Below are 18,305 nucleotides of genomic sequence, written 5' to 3'. Positions count from 1 at the left end.
ATAATTCTGACTTGAAGGAAATAAACTCATGAAAAAACTTTTATTCATTTGTCTAATCGGTTTAGCAGTTACTCAGGTTAATGCTCATTCTGGGGGTACAAACTCTAAAGGATGTCATACGAATAGTAAAACTGGTGACCATCATTGTCATTAAATAAGGGTATGAAAGAGTAAGCTGATTTCTGGTTTACTCTTTTTAATATCTTTAGTTTTATATTTTTTATAAATAATAAGAGGAAAAAGAATGGAAATGATATTGGGAGTATTTGGCTTATTGGTTTTATTTTTAATATTAAGTAAAAAGCATAAGAAGAAAAATCTCACTGGTGTAAGATCAATAGTCTATTTGGTTGATATTGTTGGGGAGCAATCCTATCAAGCAAATTTAAGAAAGATTGCTGGGCCTAAGCAAGAAAAGTCAAAATATGTAGAAGTAATGGCTAGAGTTGTCTCTGAACCTTTTAATGCTTATGACAAGAACGCAGTTAAAATTGAAATTAATGGTTTAACAGTTGGCTATTTAAGTAGGGATGATGCCAAACTATTAGCTGGTAAAGTGATAAATAAGACTGTGCCAGCTTTAATTAATGGTGGTTGGCTTGATAACGATAGTGAAGGTAGCTATGGCGTAAAACTCGGTATTCAACGTCTTAATGAATTAATATAACGAAGTGCATTTTTAAGTTTTACTTACATTTTAAGATCTAAAAAAAATAAAAGCATTCTCTAAGGTATTAATAAATCTTTTTATTCATGTTTTTAAAGCTTTATTTGTAGCCAATATCACATTGACACCTAAAACCCCTCCGATTATCCTTTGCCTGCTGGCCACATTGCCAGTCGGCTTTGACAGGCCGCATACCCAAAGCACACGAAAAAGTCTCTCTTTTTTGTGGGCATCCCTGCGTGCCCCCTCTGCGGCGGAACGGGAGGGGGACACCTTCGGGTGTGCTGATCTTTTGGGTATCAGTCTGTCAACCTTCTCTCGTTTCGCCACCATTATTTGACAGTAATGTGGTGAAGCTTCTTTATACCCAAAGGAGTCCGCTATGCGTACTATTTCTTCTTTATTGGCTTTTGCCAAAGTCTCTCTATTTATACCACTCGAGCAATCTATAAAGCGGTTCAATCGACTCGAGGTTTTCTACACCTTAAGAATCTAAAACACAGCAACTATAAAACTTGAGATAGGTCAGCACGCCATTTTGTGCGGCTTTTGCATGCCTGTTTTTAGCACTCATTTTAAGAGTGACGGCATTTCTATCTCATTTACATACAACAAAAAATTATTTTAAGCGGTATATCTATGCCAAATTTACAATCTTCCTTTAAAGCATTAAAAGTGCTTCACGTAGCAAAAGACTTATTTAATCAATATGGGTTTCATAAGGTCGGTGTCGATCGAATTATTAGTGAAGCCAAGGTTTCCAAAGCCACTTTTTATAATGCCTTTCACTCAAAAGAACGGCTCATCGAGAGGTGTATCAGTTTCCAAAAAGACACGCTAAAAGACAAAGTGTTTTCCATTCTCTATTCTTACAATGAACTCATGGTGCTGGATAAACTTAAGCTAATTTATTTTTTACATGCGAGTTTAGAAGGGCCATATCATTTACCCTTTAAGGCATTGTTTGAAATTAAAAGTGTCTATTCCAAAGCCTATGGCGTTACGATTGAGTACCGAACTTGGCTCATCAATGAAATTTATAAACTACTTTTAACCGTCAAAACTACGGCTTCGATTGAAGATGCTTACATGTTTTTATGCATGATTGACGGGGCGATGTTCCGACTTTTTGAAAAAAACAGTATTGATGAAAGCGCGCTAGTTCGATTGTTTCTTTTTAATCTGTGTCGGTCTAGATAACTCTTAAACGGAAGAAAGCCTCTCAACAAGAGGCTTTACTTTGTATTGAAATAAGCGCTTAGCTTGATTACACAGGTTTTGCAGCCTGCGCCATTCCTTCAAAATATTGAACCGCAGGCGAGCGAGCCATATAAGCTAAAGCTTGCTCAGTGTCTCCCTCATGAATTGGGTTAAATTTTGGAGAAGCCCATCTTAATGTCGCTTTCCACAAATATTTAATAGTCGGTAAGTTGTCTGAGCGAGTCGCAGTTTTTTCAAATTCACGAATAATTTTAAAATAGCCACGGCGCATCAATTTTTGAATATCTTCATGCTCTAAATCTTGCTTACCTAAACTACGGGCAAAGTCAGCAAGGAAGTAAATAAACAGTGGGAAAACCGCCGCCATAATCACTTGGCGTGACACGTAAAAACCAAACTTGTTTGTTAAAAGGTGCTCAAATAAATCATAAGCAACACAGCGATGTTCAACTTCTTCAGCTAAATGCCAACGGAACAAATCTGCCATAGCAGGGTCAGCTTGGTCCCAAGTCTTACTGTCCAGCGTCCATTGACCAATGGTTCCCGTAAAGTGCTCGATTGCAGCAATCACGCCCACTCTGAAAAGTAACCAATATTCATCAAGCTTTTCGCCTTTTAAAAATGGTATACCTAGAGGTTTGTCACCCAACAAAATATTAAAAACAAAATGGGCACGGTTGAGTGTTTCTTGAATGTCGTAACCATTTTCACGTAAGAAGTCCTGTGCTTTTTCATGGGCACGTGCATGAGCAGCTTCTTGACGGACAAATCCAATCACTTCTTGTTTTAGTGTTTCATCGGTAATCAAGGGAAGGGTTTTATTAAACACACGGCAAAACCAAAACTCACCAGCGGGTAAGAGCATGTTAATGCCATTGGCGACATGTGAGCATAGCGGATCATTCGGCATCCAACAGACCGATGATTCGGTAAAATCGAAATGGACCTTTCTTGCTTTAAGCTGATGATTCCCTGTGATCATATACGTCACCCTATTCATAATTGTTCATTTAATGCGAATGGACAATTTTTAGCATTAAGTAAAATTGATCACCATGTGCTTAAGGGACAAAATGAGCCTCAAAAAGGTTTATAGAGATAAAAGCAACTCTGTTAAAGATTGGGTATATTTAACACAACACGAGGGTAAGCTTTATTTATTTTAAATATGAGATGAATAAAAAAAGCTCCTTAATAAAAAGGAGCTTTAGTTTTTATAATTTAAATTTTTAGTTATAAATTTATTTTATTTTAATCTAGCTAAAACTAGCTAGCTTACTTAGAAGTTTAGATCGCTTGCCACTGATCTTTAACTTCTTCTGAGTTTTTATTCAGAATAACTTGGTCTTCTTTTACCTCCCCAATCCATCCAGTAGGAATGAGGTGATGTTGACCACTTTCGTCTCGGGTAAGTTTTAACTGGTTTTCACCATCGAGATGATCGACAGTACCTACTTTAGTACCACAAGAAGCAATAACATCTGCGTGTTTTTTAATATCATTAATATTTAAAGTGTTCATTTTAGACCTCTTCTTTGGAAATAGAAAAACGGTAAGAACTAAACTACTTTAAATAATCGATTAAATGTTGAGTTTTTAATAAACCTTACATGATCGGATTATAAGTTCACTTAACCGTGATATTTGAGTAACAATGAAATAATTAGATATAAAACTAATAATATTTTTCTTTTTATTACAATTTATATGTTTATCTAAACAGAAATCTTTAGTTATGGTTGGGTTAAGTCTTATAAATAATTATTTGCAATGAATATTAAAATACCTATAAACATAACGATACTGAGCAGTTTGAGTGAATTTGAAGCTGCCCTAGCTGAAGATAAAAGTAAGCTTCGTATAAATTTACTTTTTCAGCTTGTAAATTTAACTCAAAATTTGCCTCATCCAGCTTCGGGTCAAACCTATCAACGTTGGCAACTTTTTGCGCAGATTGCTGGAGTCGACTTAAGTCTAGCTAAGCTATTTGAGTCTCATTGTGATGCTTTAAGCATTTTAAATGAATTGGGCTATCAGCAAGAAATAGATGACCAGACTTGGGCAGTTTGGGCAGCAGACGGTGGACCAGCACCATTGCAAATAAAAGACAATCTTTGTAATGGTATAAAACCTTGGTGCTCTGGCGCAGAGTTTATTCAAAAAGCTTTAATAAGTTATAAAGATCAGCAAGGGCTGGCGCAGCTTTGTATTGTTGACTTAAGTCATCCCTCCATTACAACCGATTTAAGCCACTGGCACGCTGTAGGCATGCATGCGACACAGACTGCGCAAGTAACTTTTAAAAATACACCTATTAAATTGATTGGTCAGCCAAATAGTTATTTAAAACGCCCAGGTTTTTGGCATGGTGCAGCAGGTGTTGCTGCGTGTTGGTATGGTGCCGCCGTGCGCCTAGCTAACTTTTTGCAAGAAAGCTGTCAGGCAAATCCGAATCCTTATAAAAAATCGTATTTAGGGGAGGTCGCTCAACAGCTAGAAATCACCAAGCAATATTTTCAATATGTGGCCAAGCTCATAGACCAGAAACCAACGCTAAGTCATGAGCGGGAAATACGCATATTACGTGCTCAAACAGAACAATGCTGCCTGAGCGTTATTGAGCGAGTAGGGAAAGCTTTGGGTGCACGTCCTTTTTGTGAAGATGCGACATTTGCTCAGCTCATGGCTGATCTGCCTGTGTTTATCAGGCAAAGTCATGCCGCGTTTGACTATGAACAAATTGCGGAACTCTGTTTATCGGAGCAAAGCCTATGGGAACTTTAAAACATCCTTTGGTTGAAGACCGCGTTATTTTTGGTGAGGGGACAGCCAAAGAACAATGGTTAAAGGCATTTAAAGAACAACCGTTAGCAGCTTTAGATCTTGAGCTATTTCGCTCAAAAAGAGTGATAATTGTTGCGCCACATCCGGATGATGAAGTACTTGGCTGTGGCGGATTAATGCAGCAGCTCATTGCACTGAACTGCAAGATTTTGGTTTTAGCAGTAAGTAACGGCACCCAAAGTCATCCTAACTCTACAAAATATCCTCCAGATCAGCTCAATATTCTTCGTCCGCAAGAAAGCTTGGCAGCCTTAAATTGTCTAGGCGTAGCAGAGTCAACAGAGCGTGTAGAGCTTAATTTGTTAGATGGCCAGATCCATTTGCAAACTGATCAACTGCGGCAGAGTTTAGATAAGTTAGTTCAAGCCGACGATATTCTAATTTGTAGCTATGAATTTGATGGTCACCCAGACCATGAAGCAGTAGGTAAAACCGTACAAGCCTATGCAACCGCTAAGCAACTACTTTGTTTACACGTATTAATCTGGGCTTGGCATTGGGCAGAGCCTTTAGACCCACGCATTGATTGGCACCGAGCAAAAGCATTTTCCTTAACACAAGAACAGCTAACTAAAAAACATCAAGCAATTTTGCAGTTTAAAACCCAACTAGAAGCAGATGAAAGCACGGGGAATGCCGCAGTGCTATCTCCAAGTGCGATTAATCGTCTTTTAATGCCTTATGAGGTTTATTTGAGTGATTCATTCTCGCGTGTACTTTGAAGATTTATATCGTCATAACAGTGATCCATGGGGCTACGACTTTCATTGGTATGAAGCTCGTAAAAGACAAATTTGTCTCGCACTGCTGACAAAACCCCGCTACCTAAAGGTGCTAGAAGTCGGCTGTTCAAATGGACATTTAAGTTTTCATTTGGCGCAAAGAGCCGAGGAGTTAGTGTGTATAGACGTCTCTGATAGTGCTGTTCGCTTGGCGTCCAAGCGTTTAAAAGAATTTGAGCATGTTGTGGTTGAGAACTGGAAAATACCCGAAGACTACTCAATTCAAAAGTTTGATCTGATCTTAATTAGTGAGATGGCCTATTACTTATCCAAGGATGAACTGCATCAGTTTATTGAAAAATTAAAGCATAGTTTAAATGATGACGGCGAGATTCTGTGTTGTCACTGGCGTCATGAAATTCAAGATTTTGAATTAAATGCAGAGCAAGTCCATCAAGCTTTTCGGCAACATTTCCCATTTCATCACTACCTCAGTTTAAACGATCCAGATTTTATGATTGATCTGTGGACGGCGAACACTTCCTCTTTAGCACAGCAGGAAAAACTAAGATGAAAATAGGTATCGTCATTCCAGCGCATAACGAAGAGTATTATCTATCGGCCTGTTTGCAATCTATTCAGGTCGCCATAGATAACATTAGTGGTTATGAGGTAGAAGTGCTTGTTGTACTCGATAGCTGTACAGATCAGTCGCGGTTGATTGTACAAAGCCATCACATTAACTGGATTGAATGCAACTATGCATGTGTCGGCAAGGCGAGGGATTTAGGAATCCGTCATTTAATCGGGCGTGGTGTAACTTGGATTGCCTGTACCGATGCAGACACCGTAGTGAGTCCTGATTGGCTGCGCTATCAAATCCAGCACCAACCCACAGATGCAATTTGCGGTACTGTAACACTCGATGATTTTAGTCATCTCTCTATAACGAAACAGCAAAAATATTTAGCGCACTATAAAGATCAGATGGACCACGAGCATATTCACGGGGCAAATTTAAGTTTTAGTGCAGAGGTCTATCTTTTGGTCGGTGGCTTTGAGCCTATTTCATGTCATGAAGACGTGTCTTTAATTAAAAAATTGATCAAGCATTGTTGCAATATTACTTGGAGTAATCTAGTTCGAGTAACCACAAGTAGTCGTTTAAATGGACGCGCCCCACAGGGATTATCGTATTTTTTAAATAATCTCTAATGACCTAAATCATCACTTCGCCCAATATCGAAATATTCTTTAAGTTTTTAGGGTCATATTTAATATTAATAATACTACCGACTTTATATTTATAGTGATCTTGCTTAGAAATAAGCACCTTTAGATTTTCAGTAATGACTTGGCCTTGCTCAGTTTGAAATTTCAATTTGATATAGCATAAAGGGCGATATTGCACCTTAGCTAATGAGTCTTGAAAATATACGACCTCGGCAGAAGCAATCTTTCCTCGTTTATAAATTAAAAATCTTTGAACCTGACTTTTAAGAAAAAAGGTCCAAGTAATATAGATAAACAATAAGCTGAACCAGACTGTTCCAATAAAAGTCAAAAAATCAGAAAATTTCACTCACTCAAACCAGAATTATTCGTTTAAGGCCTTATTCTAAATGAACTGATAAGCCCGATCTAGCTTATATAATTGGTCTAAAACATAAGCAAATGAAGCTTTAAAATTAACGGATCATAATTAAATTTGGGCAGGGTATATAACTTAGTTGTTGTATTTATGACTACATATGTAAACAAACCTTATGAGAAACGTTCTTAACCCCTAAAATTCTACAAAAGAAATTTTAAAGGTGTATAGGTTTGGATTTTTTAAATTTTTTCCGTGATATTCGGGGTGAGTTAAGTCAATATCCTTGGCTAGAAATGTTGGTTTCACTCACGATTTTGATTTTATTTGCTGCAATAGCAAATTTTATTGCCAAGCGTATTATTGTTCGGGGCGTTCGTCATTTAGTCACAAAACTCAAATCACCAAATCAGTCTATTTTCGCTCAGCATAGCGTTATAAAGAAATTTGCAAATATTGTTCCTGCTGTTGTGATTATGAATGGTATTGCAACCGTGCCTCATCTATCTCCAAAGTTTATTGCTTTTGTAGAAATGGCAGCGCAAGCATTTATTTTTCTTACACTCGCGCTTACGGTCAGCGAGCTGTTAAATATCTTTAACCTTATTTATCAGCGTAATCCAAAATCTAGAAATAAGCCGATTAAAGGTTACTTACAACTGGTTAAACTCATTTTATTTGTTGTATGTGGCCTCATGATTTTGGGAACATTCCTTAAAAAGGATGTGTTCACTTTACTTGCAGGCTTCGGTGCGATGGCAGCGGTATTAATGCTGGTTTTCCAAAACACCATTTTGTCTTTGGTGGCGAGTGTACAAATTGCCTCTTATGACATGGTGCGTATTGGGGACTGGATTGAAATGCCATCACTCAATGCAGATGGTGATGTAATTGATATTTCACTGCATACCGTGACTGTTCAAAATTTTGATAAAACCTATACCACCATTCCAACCAATAAGCTCGTGACCGATACATTCAAAAACTGGCGTGGTATGAGCAATTCGGGTTGCCGTCGAATGAAGCGTTCACTTTTTATAGATCAAAGTAGCGTTCATTTCATGAGTGATGAAGAGCAACAAAAGCTCAAAGACTTTTTATTGTTAGATCAATACTTAAATGCAAAGAACTCTGAAATTGAAGAATTCAATAAGCATTTAAGCAATCAATCTCGTTACAACAAGCGCCGTCTAACCAATATCGGTACATTTAGAGCTTATGTTGAATTTTACTTACGTCAGCACAAGGGCATTGCTCAAAATCAAACCATTATTGTTCGTCAATTACAGCCGACCAGCCAAGGTTTGCCACTAGAGATTTATGCATTTACCAACACGATTGCGTGGGTTTCTTATGAAGCAATTCAGTCAGATATTTTTGACCATTTAATTGCAATTCTTCCCGAGTTTGGTTTACGTGTTTACCAAGCACCTTCGGGTCATGACTTGCAAAGATTGACGGCAGAAATTCACCCAAGTTAAGTTTTTAAGTTATAAATAACAGCGCATAAACTATTTGGAAAAAGCTCCCAGACGGGGGCTTTTTTTACTCATACTCTTCACAAAAGATTATCCTACAAACCAAATATTCTGATGATCACACATGGGGCTCAAATGCTTAATACGTAAATTGTCTTGCTCAAAATTACCAATACCTCCAGCAATATCTAATATGCCCCCTAAGCTGATCTGCTGACCTTTATAACTTAAAGTGTTTTTTTCAGCATCCCACTGAGCGCTATGTTCTGGAAAGACAATGAGTATATCTTTCACATAAAGACATCCTTGCTTTAACTCTAAGTTTCCTTTTAAGCGTGCTGAACCAGAGAAACCATCGTACTGATAGGCTGGGAGTTTCACAGTATTTGTACTGTCGTTTGCTTCTTGTTGGTGGCATCCTGCAACAAGAGCAAATACAGCCGTGTAAAGCAATTTATTATTAATACCCAATTTTGTTCCTATAGGGATTTGCATATATTTGATAGTAATTGTCTAAAGTTGCATATCAATCTTTAGATTGTTAAAGAAGATTTCATTCTATTACCGTTCGAACTTAAGATTTAAAGACTAAACTTTCTTATTCATGGGCTTATAAAACTTTGGATTATTATATTTTATTTATTTGTATATTGTTATCTTTTTTCATGAGTGATTTGAGGCATGATATGGCGTGTCATCTTCCAAAATAATAATGCCAGAAAGCTAACACTTGCACCGAGTGCACACACGCCAAGCCAACCAGCATAAGCATAAGTCGCTGTTGTGCTGATTGCACCCAATCCGCTACCTACCGCGTAAAAGAGCATGTATAGACCAACAAGACGGCTATGCGCTTCTGGACGAGTGCGAAAAATCATACTCTGGTTGGTCACATGTAAGGCTTGTCCGCCTAAGTCTAGCAATACGATGCCAATCACGAGTGCCCAGAGCGAGTAGGCCATGAGTGAAAGTGGGCCCCATGCGAGCAGTAATATTAACAGTGCCGCCAAGCTTGTGCGCTGAGCATATCCACGGTCGGCCCAGTAACCGGCACGTGCAGCAGCCAAAGCACCAATCACTCCAACGAGTCCAAAAGACCCAATTACAGTATGCGAGAAGCTATAAGGCGGGGCACTTAACGGCAGTACCAATGCGCTCCAGAAAATATTAAATGCCCCGAACATGAGTAAAGCTAACACACCGCGCACTTGGAGCACTTTTTCTTGGCGTAGTAGTTTTAACATCGAGGCTAGAAGCTGCGGGTAGCGCATGGCACTGGGTTGAATATTTAAATGAGGCAGACGTTTCCAAAGGGGCAATGCAATCATGAGCATGATGAGGGCTGCACAGAAGTACACGCCGCGCCAACCCGCCACATCACTAATTCCTCCTGAAAATACACGGGCAAGCAGTAAGCCAATGAATACACCACTTTGTGCAGTACCGACTACATGTCCTTGCTCATGTGGGGCCGCAGCACTCGCAGCATAGGCAATAAGACCTTGTGTCATGGCTGTGCCGAGTAAACCCACGGCGAGCATTCCTACCAAAAGAATAATCGTAGAGTGAGTAAAGCCAACCACGAGCAATGCAGATATTAAGGCAAGTAACTGTAGGGCCATTAACCGACGCCGATTTACCAAATCACCTAACGGCACTAAAAAGATTAAAGCTAGGGCACAACCTATTTGAGTGGCTGTCACTACACCACCAATGGCGGCATGACTAACATTAAAGTCTCTTGCCAAAATGTCGAGCAAGGGCTGCGCATAATAGACATTTGCTACGCTTGCACCACTAGCAATCGCAAATAGCAAAATTACGCCACGAGGCATGCTTGAAAGCGGTTTATTACTTTCGGTGGATGAAGTTGAAGATGCAAGAGAAGCTTTCATGAGCCTAAATCCATTTAATCTGGTTTTAAAATGCAACTAGTTGAATATTAGATCGACTAGTTTTAAAATGCAACTAGGTGGCTTATTGCTGATGATTGGTAAGGAAACTCGATGAAGAACTCTACGCTGATGAAAGATGAACCTTGTCCTGTTGCACGCTGTGTCAATCTCATAGGAGACCGCTGGTCATTGCTTATTGTGCGTGATGCTTTTGATGGAATGCGCCGTTTTGGAGATTTTCAGCGCAGCTTGGGAGTGGCACGAAATATTCTTTCAGATCGACTGAAAAAATTAGTCGATGCTGGTGTTCTTGAGCTACAAGATGCTTCAGATGGCACGGCTTATCAAGAATATGTATTGACCGCTAAAGGGGAGAGTTTGTTTCCAGTGGTTGTGGCTCTACGACAATGGGGAGAACAGAACCTATTTGAAAGTGGAGAGCGCCATTCTCTGTTAATTGATAAAACTACAGGTCAGCAAATTCCATTTATGGCACCAGTCGCGGCAGATGGAACAGTGCTGAGAGCTTCTAATACTCAAGTGCAAAAGGTGAAATAAAAGAAGAGAAAACAAAAATAACCTTTTTTAACTTAAATTTGGGCACATTAGTTGGTACCCTTGCGCGTCAAATTAAGGTGAGATTATGAGATTTATATTCCTCTTTATAAGCGCAATTTCAATTCAATGTTATGCAGCATCAGAAGCCATGGAACTTCATTACTGTGAAACTGTGAAGAAAGCAGCGAGTGGGGTGATGGACGCAAGACAACATGAAGTGCCAGCTCAAGAGTTACACGACATCGCCAATCATCTTGAAGAGCAACAAGCCAAGCAACTTTATCAAGAGCTTATCAAATCTGCATATTCTTCAAAATTATTTGAAGATCCTCTCATTAAGTCAAAAGCTGTCGAAAATTTTCAAACTACTTGGCATGAACAATGTTTGGCAAAAGAATTAGCTAAAAATATATGAGGGGCTTTAGCAATAAATAATTAGGGTTTGGTAGGCAAAAACAATGTTATTAACCTCCAAAACGTTGAATATTTTGCAACTCAAATTTTTAGGTTTTTTATCAATGAGTTTATATTTATTAAGTGAGAAATATTTTATTGATAGTAAATTAAAATAAATAAAAACCGACCCTCTAACGTTGATAGAGGGTGCATAGTTTTAAGTTTTTACGGGCGTAAGCGAGATTGTAAATTAGATCGGATATCCGCAATTGCAATTCCGGAAGCATTGAGATGGGCTCTAACTTCATTAAAAATATCATTTTCTTTACTAGGATCTGATATTGTCAAAATTACGGTAAAAGGAACTGGCTCTGTTATTTCATATCCAGCTCTTGCTAAAGGTTCTACTACTAATTTGCAACGAGAGGAGTTACCTTTACCTTTAAATGTTTGATTAAAACTTCTAACTGGCCACCACTTTGAACCATGCTTTACTCTTTCTTTTTCAAGAATTGGTGCCTGCTTATTACTATTAGATGTATTTAAAATATTACTAAAAATAGGCTCTCCAGTTACTGCATTAACCTCATTAGTTTGCTGTCTTAACCAAACATCAAGTGTATGCAAAACAAATTCTGCCCCATTTAAACGATTTATACCTGGTGAATATACAAGTGTAATTTTAAGATTTCCTATAATACCTCCCTTGTCGTTGATGAGACTTTGGGGCCAAGAAAATTCAAAATTGAGTTCTTGATTTTTAGATATTTTACTTTCAAATACCATGGTGATTTCATGGTCTGAGGTCATCAATGAGGAGGCTGAATTCGAAGGAATACCAAATCCCATAAAATCATTTCCTACTAACTTCATTTTGGATGATTTAGACCATTTCGGACGATTACAGTGATGGAAAAGAAGTGCTCGTAAGGTTTCTGTTTTTGCAGTACTTTCAATAGCATGATTTAAATTTGCTAATGTTTTTGCAACTAATGGAGCTGCATAACTTGTTCCACATCCATGAGTTAAATTGCCCATTGGATCTATAGAAGACAAGTTGTGAGGGGGGGTATAAGCACCGCCAATATGTACTACATCAGGTTTGTGGCTAAATGAAACTCCTGGTCCGCGTCTTGTATACTGACTAGGTCGTAGATGATTAGATGTTCTTTCAGGATCAATAGCTCCAACTGATACTGAATATATACTTTCAGCAGGTTGATAAACTCTATCTTGGCCTTGAAATCTATATTCTGCTAACATTTTTAAAGCATCAATTTCTTTATGTGGCCACTCATTGCGTACATTTATTGAAGATAAGTTACCAGCTGAAATTACAAATATAACATCATGCTTTTTACTGATATTGTCTATTATATTTGCAAAAATACTATATCGATTATCCTCTACACAAGTTAATAGATTTAAACTCATATTGAAAATTCTAACATTATGCTCTTTGGCAATAGGAATAAAATCTTCTAATTGCTTGAGTAAATCTATAAAACCTTTAGGGTAATAGTCTTCAAAGTCACCGGACGTAGGAAAAAGATCTAAATCATAAATTTTACAATCGTGTTCATCTAGAAGTTGTTCTGAATTCAAGTGCTTAGATGCTGCTAATAATCCAGCTATAAATGTGCCATGAGATAAATCTTGTTCATTTTTATCTAGAAAATCAATACCTCCTGTTAACCAGTGATTCAGGGAGTTATTTAAGGAAACACCTGTATCAATTACCCCAACGACAGGATAGTTCTTACCTTGTTCTGGTAATGGAATAGATGTTTGTGAAGAGGTATTTTCAAAAGTATGAGTTGTTTGTAAAATTGGAGGTAAATGAATTGCTCTGACTATAGATGAATGATCTAATACTTTTAATAATTCATCATGTCGCTTTGAATCTATTAAGTCATCAAGGTTTGAAAATTTAATAATAATTAGTATTGTTTCAAGCCAAGATTCATTTAAATAAGAAATCTCTAAATTAGGATAAATCTTTCGAACCTTATTCAAGCAATTTTGCAATGAACTTACTTCTTTTGTCGTTTTATGATTATTATTGATGAATGTCTCAATATAATAAGAATGACCAGTAGTAGAATTTATTAACCATTCAATTGCTTGATTAGTTGAAAAAGTTCTCTTATCTACTTGATCATATAATCGGATTTCTTTGATAACTCCAACTTCACTTCTTAGAGAGGTGATTTTTGGTTGAAGTTTTCCATCTTTCTCAACTATTTCATTAATATCTGGCGCTTCGTTTACAAGTTTTCGAATTTTTTGTAAATTATCTAAAGTTAAACCGACAATAATTTCACCTAAATTATTACCTCCCATAATACTAACGGAGTTATTTTCTGTAAATATTTTGGCAGTGGGTCTATGAGTTTTTGCCCATCCGTTATCTTGAAGAGTAACATTTGTATAGATAATTTCCTCGTCACTAAATTTCTGAGTTTCAAGGATTTGCGAAATCGACGAGTCTAATAGAGTTTTATGTTTAACAAATTCCTCATCTCTTCCTGAATAGAAATCTTTGTTGCTTCCCCCTGGAAGAGGGGTTACATTATTTACAAAATTATTTGAATTTAAAATTATTTGAACCGGATTATTCATATAAGATCCCCATCTTATTTATTTAATAAGCGACTAACATTTGGTTGGGTTGTATTTAATAGCTCAGCTATTTCTGTTTGAGTTAATTGAAATATAGCATTATGTTTTAAAAACTTAACTAAATTTTCATCATCTGAATTCAAATTATTAACAAACTCAGTATTAGTAAGGTTTGCATTGAGTTTAACGAACTCTTTTATTGTGTTAATAAAGTTGAAATCTTCATTTGCTAAAATCTTTTTTCTGTTTAGAAAGCCCATTAATTTAGTGATATCTGAACCACTATAGTTTTGAGTTAATTTAGCAAGAAAAATGATCTGGACCTCAGAAAAATTAATAATCTGTTTAGCCAAACTATTTATTATTTCTTTACGTACTTCAATTGTAGGTTTTGGAATTTCAATTCTTAAGTCAAATCTTCTCCAAATAGCAGGATCTAATAAATTTTCATGATTTGTAATAGCAATTGTATAGCCAAACTTACTTCTTTCATCTAAGCATTGTAATAAGGTATTGACCACACGTTTTAACTCTCCCAGCTCATTAGGATCATCTCTAAGTTTTGCAATCGCATCAAATTCATCTAAAAGTAAAATACATTGATATCTATTTACAAAAGTAAATAAATTAGCAATATTTCTAGCGGTTGTACCGAGAAATGAAGATAGCAATCCATCTAGCTTGGCTACTACTAGAGGTAAATTTAATTGAGAGGCTAAATATGTTGCTAATAAAGTTTTACCAGTACCAGGTAAACCAAAAAGCATTAATGAATACGCTGGGTTGAGGCCATTTTCTTTGAGTTTATCTACATTTCTCCATTCTTCTAGCAAATAATTAATACTTTGCTCAAGTATCGGATCAAAAGTTGGTTTACTTAGATTGAAATCCTGTGGGGATAAAATTTCAGCTAAATAATTACCTGATTCTTTATCAACAGGGGGCTTCAAACCTAAGGGTAAAATTTCACCTCCTAGAGCCATTTTAGATAGTGCTATACGACTTGGTTTCAATTCTGTTTCAATACTTTGATTGGCTATTATTTCTTTTAGCACTTGAGCTTGGTCATTTTGGTTATCTTTCTCTAATGCCTTGATAAGTTTTTTAATATGGTTGATTAAAGCATTAGAAGGGCTTTTCATGCTTGCGCGACAGATAGCCGAGACAGTAGAAAAATATTCCATGATAAGTCCTGTATTTAATTTTTAAAAACATGAATATTTTATACATTTTTTATTATATTTGAAGTGGAAAACTGTATATTTTAAAAATTTATATGTAAAAAGGCTCTTGTTTAAAATTTTTCTGCTTGGCTGGTGTAGGAGCTGACTAGTTTTATAAGGCTGGAAATTAAGATTTATACAAATGCGTCTTTGAATTCGAATTTAAGAGGCAGTGAGTAGTTTTTATGATCGGTTCATAATATTTGGCATCTTTTTACTAATAAAATTAATGTGGATGATGTATGTTTTTATATTAATTTAAATTAGTCCCATCTAACCAATAGACAATAAAAAAACCACCTAATCCTTTCGAATTAAGTGGTTTTTAAATTTTGGAGCGGGAAACGAGACTCGAACTCGCGACCCCAACCTTGGCAAGGTTATGCTCTACCAACTGAGCTATTCCCGCAATGTGAGCACATTATAGAGTGTTTCATTAAAGTGTCAACACTCTTGTGATCTAATTGAACGTTTAATCAGCACGACGCCAAACTGTACCTTGGCGAGTGTCTTCAAGTACTACACCTTGGTCGAGTAGAGACTGGCGAATACCATCTGCTTTAGCAAAGTCTTTTGCTTTTTTCGCATCTACACGTTGTTGAATGAAATCTTCAATTTCCGCATCAGACAGAGCAAGCGCTTCTTGTCCAATATCCGATTTTAAGAAATCATCTACATTGTGTTGTACCAAACCTAAAATGTTAGTGAGGTGACGTAATGTCGAATAAAGCACAGTTGCTTGGTCAGCTTGCTCTTCTTTTACGGCACGGTTTAACTCTTTGTTCAGTTCAAACAATACAGCCATTGCTTCGGCAGTGTTGAAATCATCACACATTGCATTGTTAAAACGCTCAATAAAGCTTTGATCAAGCGTTTCAATTGTCGTTTGGCCGTACACTTGTTGGTAAGCTTTAAATGAATGATAGAAGCGAGTTAAAGAAGTTTTTGCTTCTTTAAGTGCTACATCAGAGAAGTTCACAGGACTACGATAGTGTGAAGATACAATAAAGTAGCGAATCACTTCAGGGTGGAATTTCTCCATCACGTCACGAATCGTAAAGAAGTTGCCTAAAGACTTAGACATCTTTTCACCATCAACGTTAATGAAGCCAACATGCATCCAATAGTTTACATATTGCTCACCAGTTGATGCTTCACTTTGCGCAATTTCATTTTCATGGTGCGGGAACATTAAATCTGAACCACCACCATGAATGTCAAAGTGATTGCCTAAGCAGCAAGTCGACATTGCAGAACATTCAATGTGCCAACCCGGACGGCCATTACCCCAAGGTGATGCCCAAGACGGTTCATTTTCTTTTGCATGTTTCCAAAGTACAAAGTCAAAAGGATGTTTCTTTTCAACTTCTACATCAACACGTTCACTTGCGCCAGCTTGCATGTCATCAAGCTTACGGCCAGAGAGGCGACCATATTTTTCAAATTTGGTCACTTCAAAATAAACATCGCCGTTTGAAGCAGGGTAAGCAGCGCCTTTATTCACCAAATTGCCAATCATATTTTGCATCTGGTCGATATATTCAGTCGCTTTAGGTGCTTCATCTGGTGCTAAACAGCCTAGGTTCGCTGCATCTTCATTCATTGCATCGATGAAACGAGTGGTGAGTTGTTGGATTGTTTCACCATTCTCATTCGCACGTTTGATGATTTTGTCGTCAATGTCGGTAATGTTGCGAATGTAGCGAACATTCCAGCCTTGACTACGTAAGAAACGAATAATGTAGTCAAATGCAACCATAACTCGAGCATGCCCGATATGACAGTAGTCGTAAACGGTCATACCGCAGACGTACATATCGATGTGACCTTCTTTGCGAGGTACAAATTCAACTTTTTTTCGTTGCTCAGAGTTATATAAAACAAACGGTTGCATAAGGGTTTTCAAACACTCAACAAAAACAGTGTTACATAATAACTGATGCATCATTTTTCACAAAGGTTTATGCAAGAATTTTATAAGCTTGTGAAATCTTATACATTTAAAAACGTGTAGATGATTGAGTTATGTTAGAATGCCCCCAAATCTTTTGATTAAAATCACCGATCTTCACAAGAGATCAGATCAATTATTTTGAGTCAAACTCGTATGCCCAATCCTACAGATTTCCAAAGCAGCGCATTAGCAACATTGCGTATTGAGCAACAAGCCTTAGACGTGTTAGCAACACAAATTGGTGACAGTTTTAACCGAGCTTGTGAAATATTGTTACAGTGTAAAGGTCGTGTTGTGATCACTGGCATGGGTAAGTCAGGGCATATTGGCCGTAAAATGGCTGCTACTTTCGCCTCAACTGGTACACCATCTTTCTTTATGCATCCGGGCGAAGCTGGACATGGCGATTTGGGAATGCTGGTTCGTGGTGATGTTTTAATTGCGATTTCCAACTCTGGAAAAAGCGATGAAATCATGATGTTGATGCCTTTAATCAAACATCTTGGCGTTCCTCTTATTACCATTAGCCGTGATGATAAAGGCCCAATGCCGCAAAATGCCGACATCGCTTTAACTTTAGGTGAGTCTGACGAGGCATGTCCATTAGGTTTAGCGCCTACGTCGAGTACGACAGCAACTTTAGTATTGGGTGATGCACTGGCTGTCGCTTTACTTGAAGCGCGTGGTTTTACCGCAGATGATTTTGCCCGCTCCCATCCAGCAGGTGCGTTGGGTAAACGCTTACTTTTACATGTAAAACATCTGATGCATACAGGCGATGAGCTGCCAAAAGTTTCACCAGATACGCCAATGAATCAAGTGCTTTATGAAATTTCTAATAAACGTTTAGGCTTGACGACAATTGTAGATGAACAAGAACATTTACTTGGTATTTTCACCGATGGTGACTTGCGCCGTTTAATTGATAAACAGCAAGGTTTTGATGTGAATTTGCCTGTTTCAGAAGTGATGACAAAAAAACCATCAACGATTTCTCAAGAAGCACGTGCGGTAGAAGCTTTACAACAGCTGAACCTGAAAAAAATTAGTCAGTTTGTGGTGGTAGATGACCAAAACAAAGTGATTGGTGTAATTAGTATGCATGACCTTATTCAGGCAGGGGTAAATTAATCA

18 protein-coding genes, 1 tRNA gene and 1 pseudogene are annotated in these 18,305 nt (G+C 37.4%); 11 read left to right on the top strand and 9 right to left on the bottom strand.

What is annotated here, in order from left to right:
• The first annotated feature begins 28 nt into the window (after positions 1-28).
• From AW165_RS20295 to AW165_RS11865, 3 genes are all read left to right on the top strand, one after another.
• On the top strand, positions 29-154 hold the full coding sequence (locus tag AW165_RS20295; RefSeq protein WP_005076872.1) for a YHYH domain-containing protein: 126 nt from the start codon (positions 29-31) through the stop codon (positions 152-154).
• Positions 155-244: 90 nt separating this feature from the next.
• The gene (locus tag AW165_RS11875; RefSeq protein WP_005076869.1) at positions 245-667 is read left to right on the top strand and encodes a hypothetical protein; all 423 of its coding nucleotides are present in this window, start codon (positions 245-247) and stop codon (positions 665-667) included.
• Between the two features lie 639 nt (positions 668-1,306).
• Positions 1,307-1,867 (top strand): TetR/AcrR family transcriptional regulator, encoded by a 561-nt coding sequence (locus tag AW165_RS11865; protein WP_060465947.1) that lies wholly within the window; start codon positions 1,307-1,309, stop codon positions 1,865-1,867.
• A 67-nt stretch (positions 1,868-1,934) separates the two neighbouring features.
• Here the strand turns inward: AW165_RS11865 and AW165_RS11860 are convergent, their stop codons facing one another.
• Positions 1,935-2,870, bottom strand: coding sequence for a metal-dependent hydrolase (locus AW165_RS11860; protein ID WP_060465946.1), 936 nt, complete (start codon positions 2,868-2,870; stop codon positions 1,935-1,937).
• A 305-nt stretch (positions 2,871-3,175) separates the two neighbouring features.
• Positions 3,176-3,409 carry a DUF2171 domain-containing protein gene (locus AW165_RS11855; RefSeq protein ID WP_002113991.1) on the bottom strand — a complete coding sequence of 78 codons (234 nt, stop codon included), beginning with the start codon at positions 3,407-3,409 and terminating at the stop codon, positions 3,176-3,178.
• Positions 3,410-3,658: 249 nt separating this feature from the next.
• On the opposite strand from AW165_RS11855, the gene AW165_RS11850 reads away from it, so the two are divergent.
• The 4 genes from AW165_RS11850 to AW165_RS11835 are packed head-to-tail and all read left to right on the top strand — an operon-like array spanning position 3,659 to position 6,669.
• On the top strand, positions 3,659-4,672 hold the full coding sequence (locus tag AW165_RS11850) for an acyl-CoA dehydrogenase family protein (RefSeq protein ID WP_060465945.1): 1,014 nt from the start codon (positions 3,659-3,661) through the stop codon (positions 4,670-4,672).
• On the top strand, positions 4,660-5,454 hold the full coding sequence (locus AW165_RS11845; protein ID WP_060465944.1) for a PIG-L deacetylase family protein: 795 nt from the start codon (positions 4,660-4,662) through the stop codon (positions 5,452-5,454). The genes AW165_RS11850 and AW165_RS11845 overlap by 13 nt, the downstream gene beginning before the upstream one ends.
• Complete coding sequence (locus tag AW165_RS11840) at positions 5,429-6,028, top strand: class I SAM-dependent methyltransferase (RefSeq protein ID WP_032053037.1); 600 nt, start codon at positions 5,429-5,431, stop codon at positions 6,026-6,028. The genes AW165_RS11845 and AW165_RS11840 overlap by 26 nt, the downstream gene beginning before the upstream one ends.
• Positions 6,025-6,669, top strand: a complete 645-nt coding sequence (locus tag AW165_RS11835) for a glycosyltransferase (RefSeq protein ID WP_032053038.1) — start codon at positions 6,025-6,027, stop codon at positions 6,667-6,669. The genes AW165_RS11840 and AW165_RS11835 overlap by 4 nt, the downstream gene beginning before the upstream one ends.
• 4 nt (positions 6,670-6,673) lie before the next feature.
• Here the strand turns inward: AW165_RS11835 and AW165_RS11830 are convergent, their stop codons facing one another.
• Complete coding sequence (locus tag AW165_RS11830; protein ID WP_060465943.1) at positions 6,674-7,036, bottom strand: DUF3592 domain-containing protein; 363 nt, start codon at positions 7,034-7,036, stop codon at positions 6,674-6,676.
• Positions 7,037-7,278: 242 nt separating this feature from the next.
• Between AW165_RS11830 and AW165_RS11825 the strand changes: the two genes are divergently transcribed.
• The gene (locus AW165_RS11825; protein ID WP_005070199.1) at positions 7,279-8,526 is read left to right on the top strand and encodes a mechanosensitive ion channel family protein; all 1,248 of its coding nucleotides are present in this window, start codon (positions 7,279-7,281) and stop codon (positions 8,524-8,526) included.
• An 87-nt stretch (positions 8,527-8,613) separates the two neighbouring features.
• On the opposite strand, the gene AW165_RS11820 is transcribed toward AW165_RS11825, so the two are convergent.
• Both AW165_RS11820 and AW165_RS11815 read right to left on the bottom strand, forming a co-directional pair.
• Complete coding sequence (locus AW165_RS11820; RefSeq protein WP_060465942.1) at positions 8,614-9,018, bottom strand: hypothetical protein; 405 nt, start codon at positions 9,016-9,018, stop codon at positions 8,614-8,616.
• A gap of 133 nt (positions 9,019-9,151) precedes the next feature.
• Positions 9,152-10,418: pseudogene (locus tag AW165_RS11815) on the bottom strand (MFS transporter).
• Between the two features lie 111 nt (positions 10,419-10,529).
• On the opposite strand from AW165_RS11815, the gene AW165_RS11810 reads away from it, so the two are divergent.
• Positions 10,530-10,976: a winged helix-turn-helix transcriptional regulator gene (locus tag AW165_RS11810; RefSeq protein WP_060465940.1), complete on the top strand. Its 447-nt coding sequence runs from the start codon at positions 10,530-10,532 to the stop codon at positions 10,974-10,976.
• An 85-nt stretch (positions 10,977-11,061) separates the two neighbouring features.
• Positions 11,062-11,391, top strand: coding sequence for a hypothetical protein (locus AW165_RS11805; RefSeq protein WP_005303733.1), 330 nt, complete (start codon positions 11,062-11,064; stop codon positions 11,389-11,391).
• 206 nt (positions 11,392-11,597) lie between these two features.
• Here the strand turns inward: AW165_RS11805 and AW165_RS11800 are convergent, their stop codons facing one another.
• The 4 genes from AW165_RS11800 to cysS all read right to left on the bottom strand — a co-directional run bounded on the left by AW165_RS11800 (position 11,598) and on the right by cysS (position 17,111).
• The gene (locus AW165_RS11800; protein WP_060465939.1) at positions 11,598-13,994 is read right to left on the bottom strand and encodes a S8 family peptidase; all 2,397 of its coding nucleotides are present in this window, start codon (positions 13,992-13,994) and stop codon (positions 11,598-11,600) included.
• Between the two features lie 14 nt (positions 13,995-14,008).
• On the bottom strand, positions 14,009-15,178 hold the full coding sequence (locus AW165_RS11795) for an AAA family ATPase (protein WP_060465938.1): 1,170 nt from the start codon (positions 15,176-15,178) through the stop codon (positions 14,009-14,011).
• 372 nt (positions 15,179-15,550) lie between these two features.
• Positions 15,551-15,626, bottom strand: a tRNA-Gly gene (locus AW165_RS11790).
• A gap of 63 nt (positions 15,627-15,689) precedes the next feature.
• A complete protein-coding gene (gene cysS / locus AW165_RS11785; RefSeq protein WP_060465977.1) occupies positions 15,690-17,111 on the bottom strand; it encodes a cysteine--tRNA ligase in 1,422 nt (473 codons plus the stop codon).
• 213 nt (positions 17,112-17,324) lie between these two features.
• On the opposite strand from cysS, the gene AW165_RS11780 reads away from it, so the two are divergent.
• Positions 17,325-18,302: a KpsF/GutQ family sugar-phosphate isomerase gene (locus AW165_RS11780; RefSeq protein ID WP_002122342.1), complete on the top strand. Its 978-nt coding sequence runs from the start codon at positions 17,325-17,327 to the stop codon at positions 18,300-18,302.
• The last annotated feature ends 3 nt before the right edge of the window (positions 18,303-18,305 follow it).

It is taken from the genome of Acinetobacter sp. LMB-5, from assembly GCF_001541635.1.
GTDB classification, from domain to species: Bacteria; Pseudomonadota; Gammaproteobacteria; order Pseudomonadales; family Moraxellaceae; genus Acinetobacter; species Acinetobacter pittii.
Note: the sequence above shows the minus strand (reverse complement) of the source record. Positions and strands in the feature narration are given on the sequence as shown.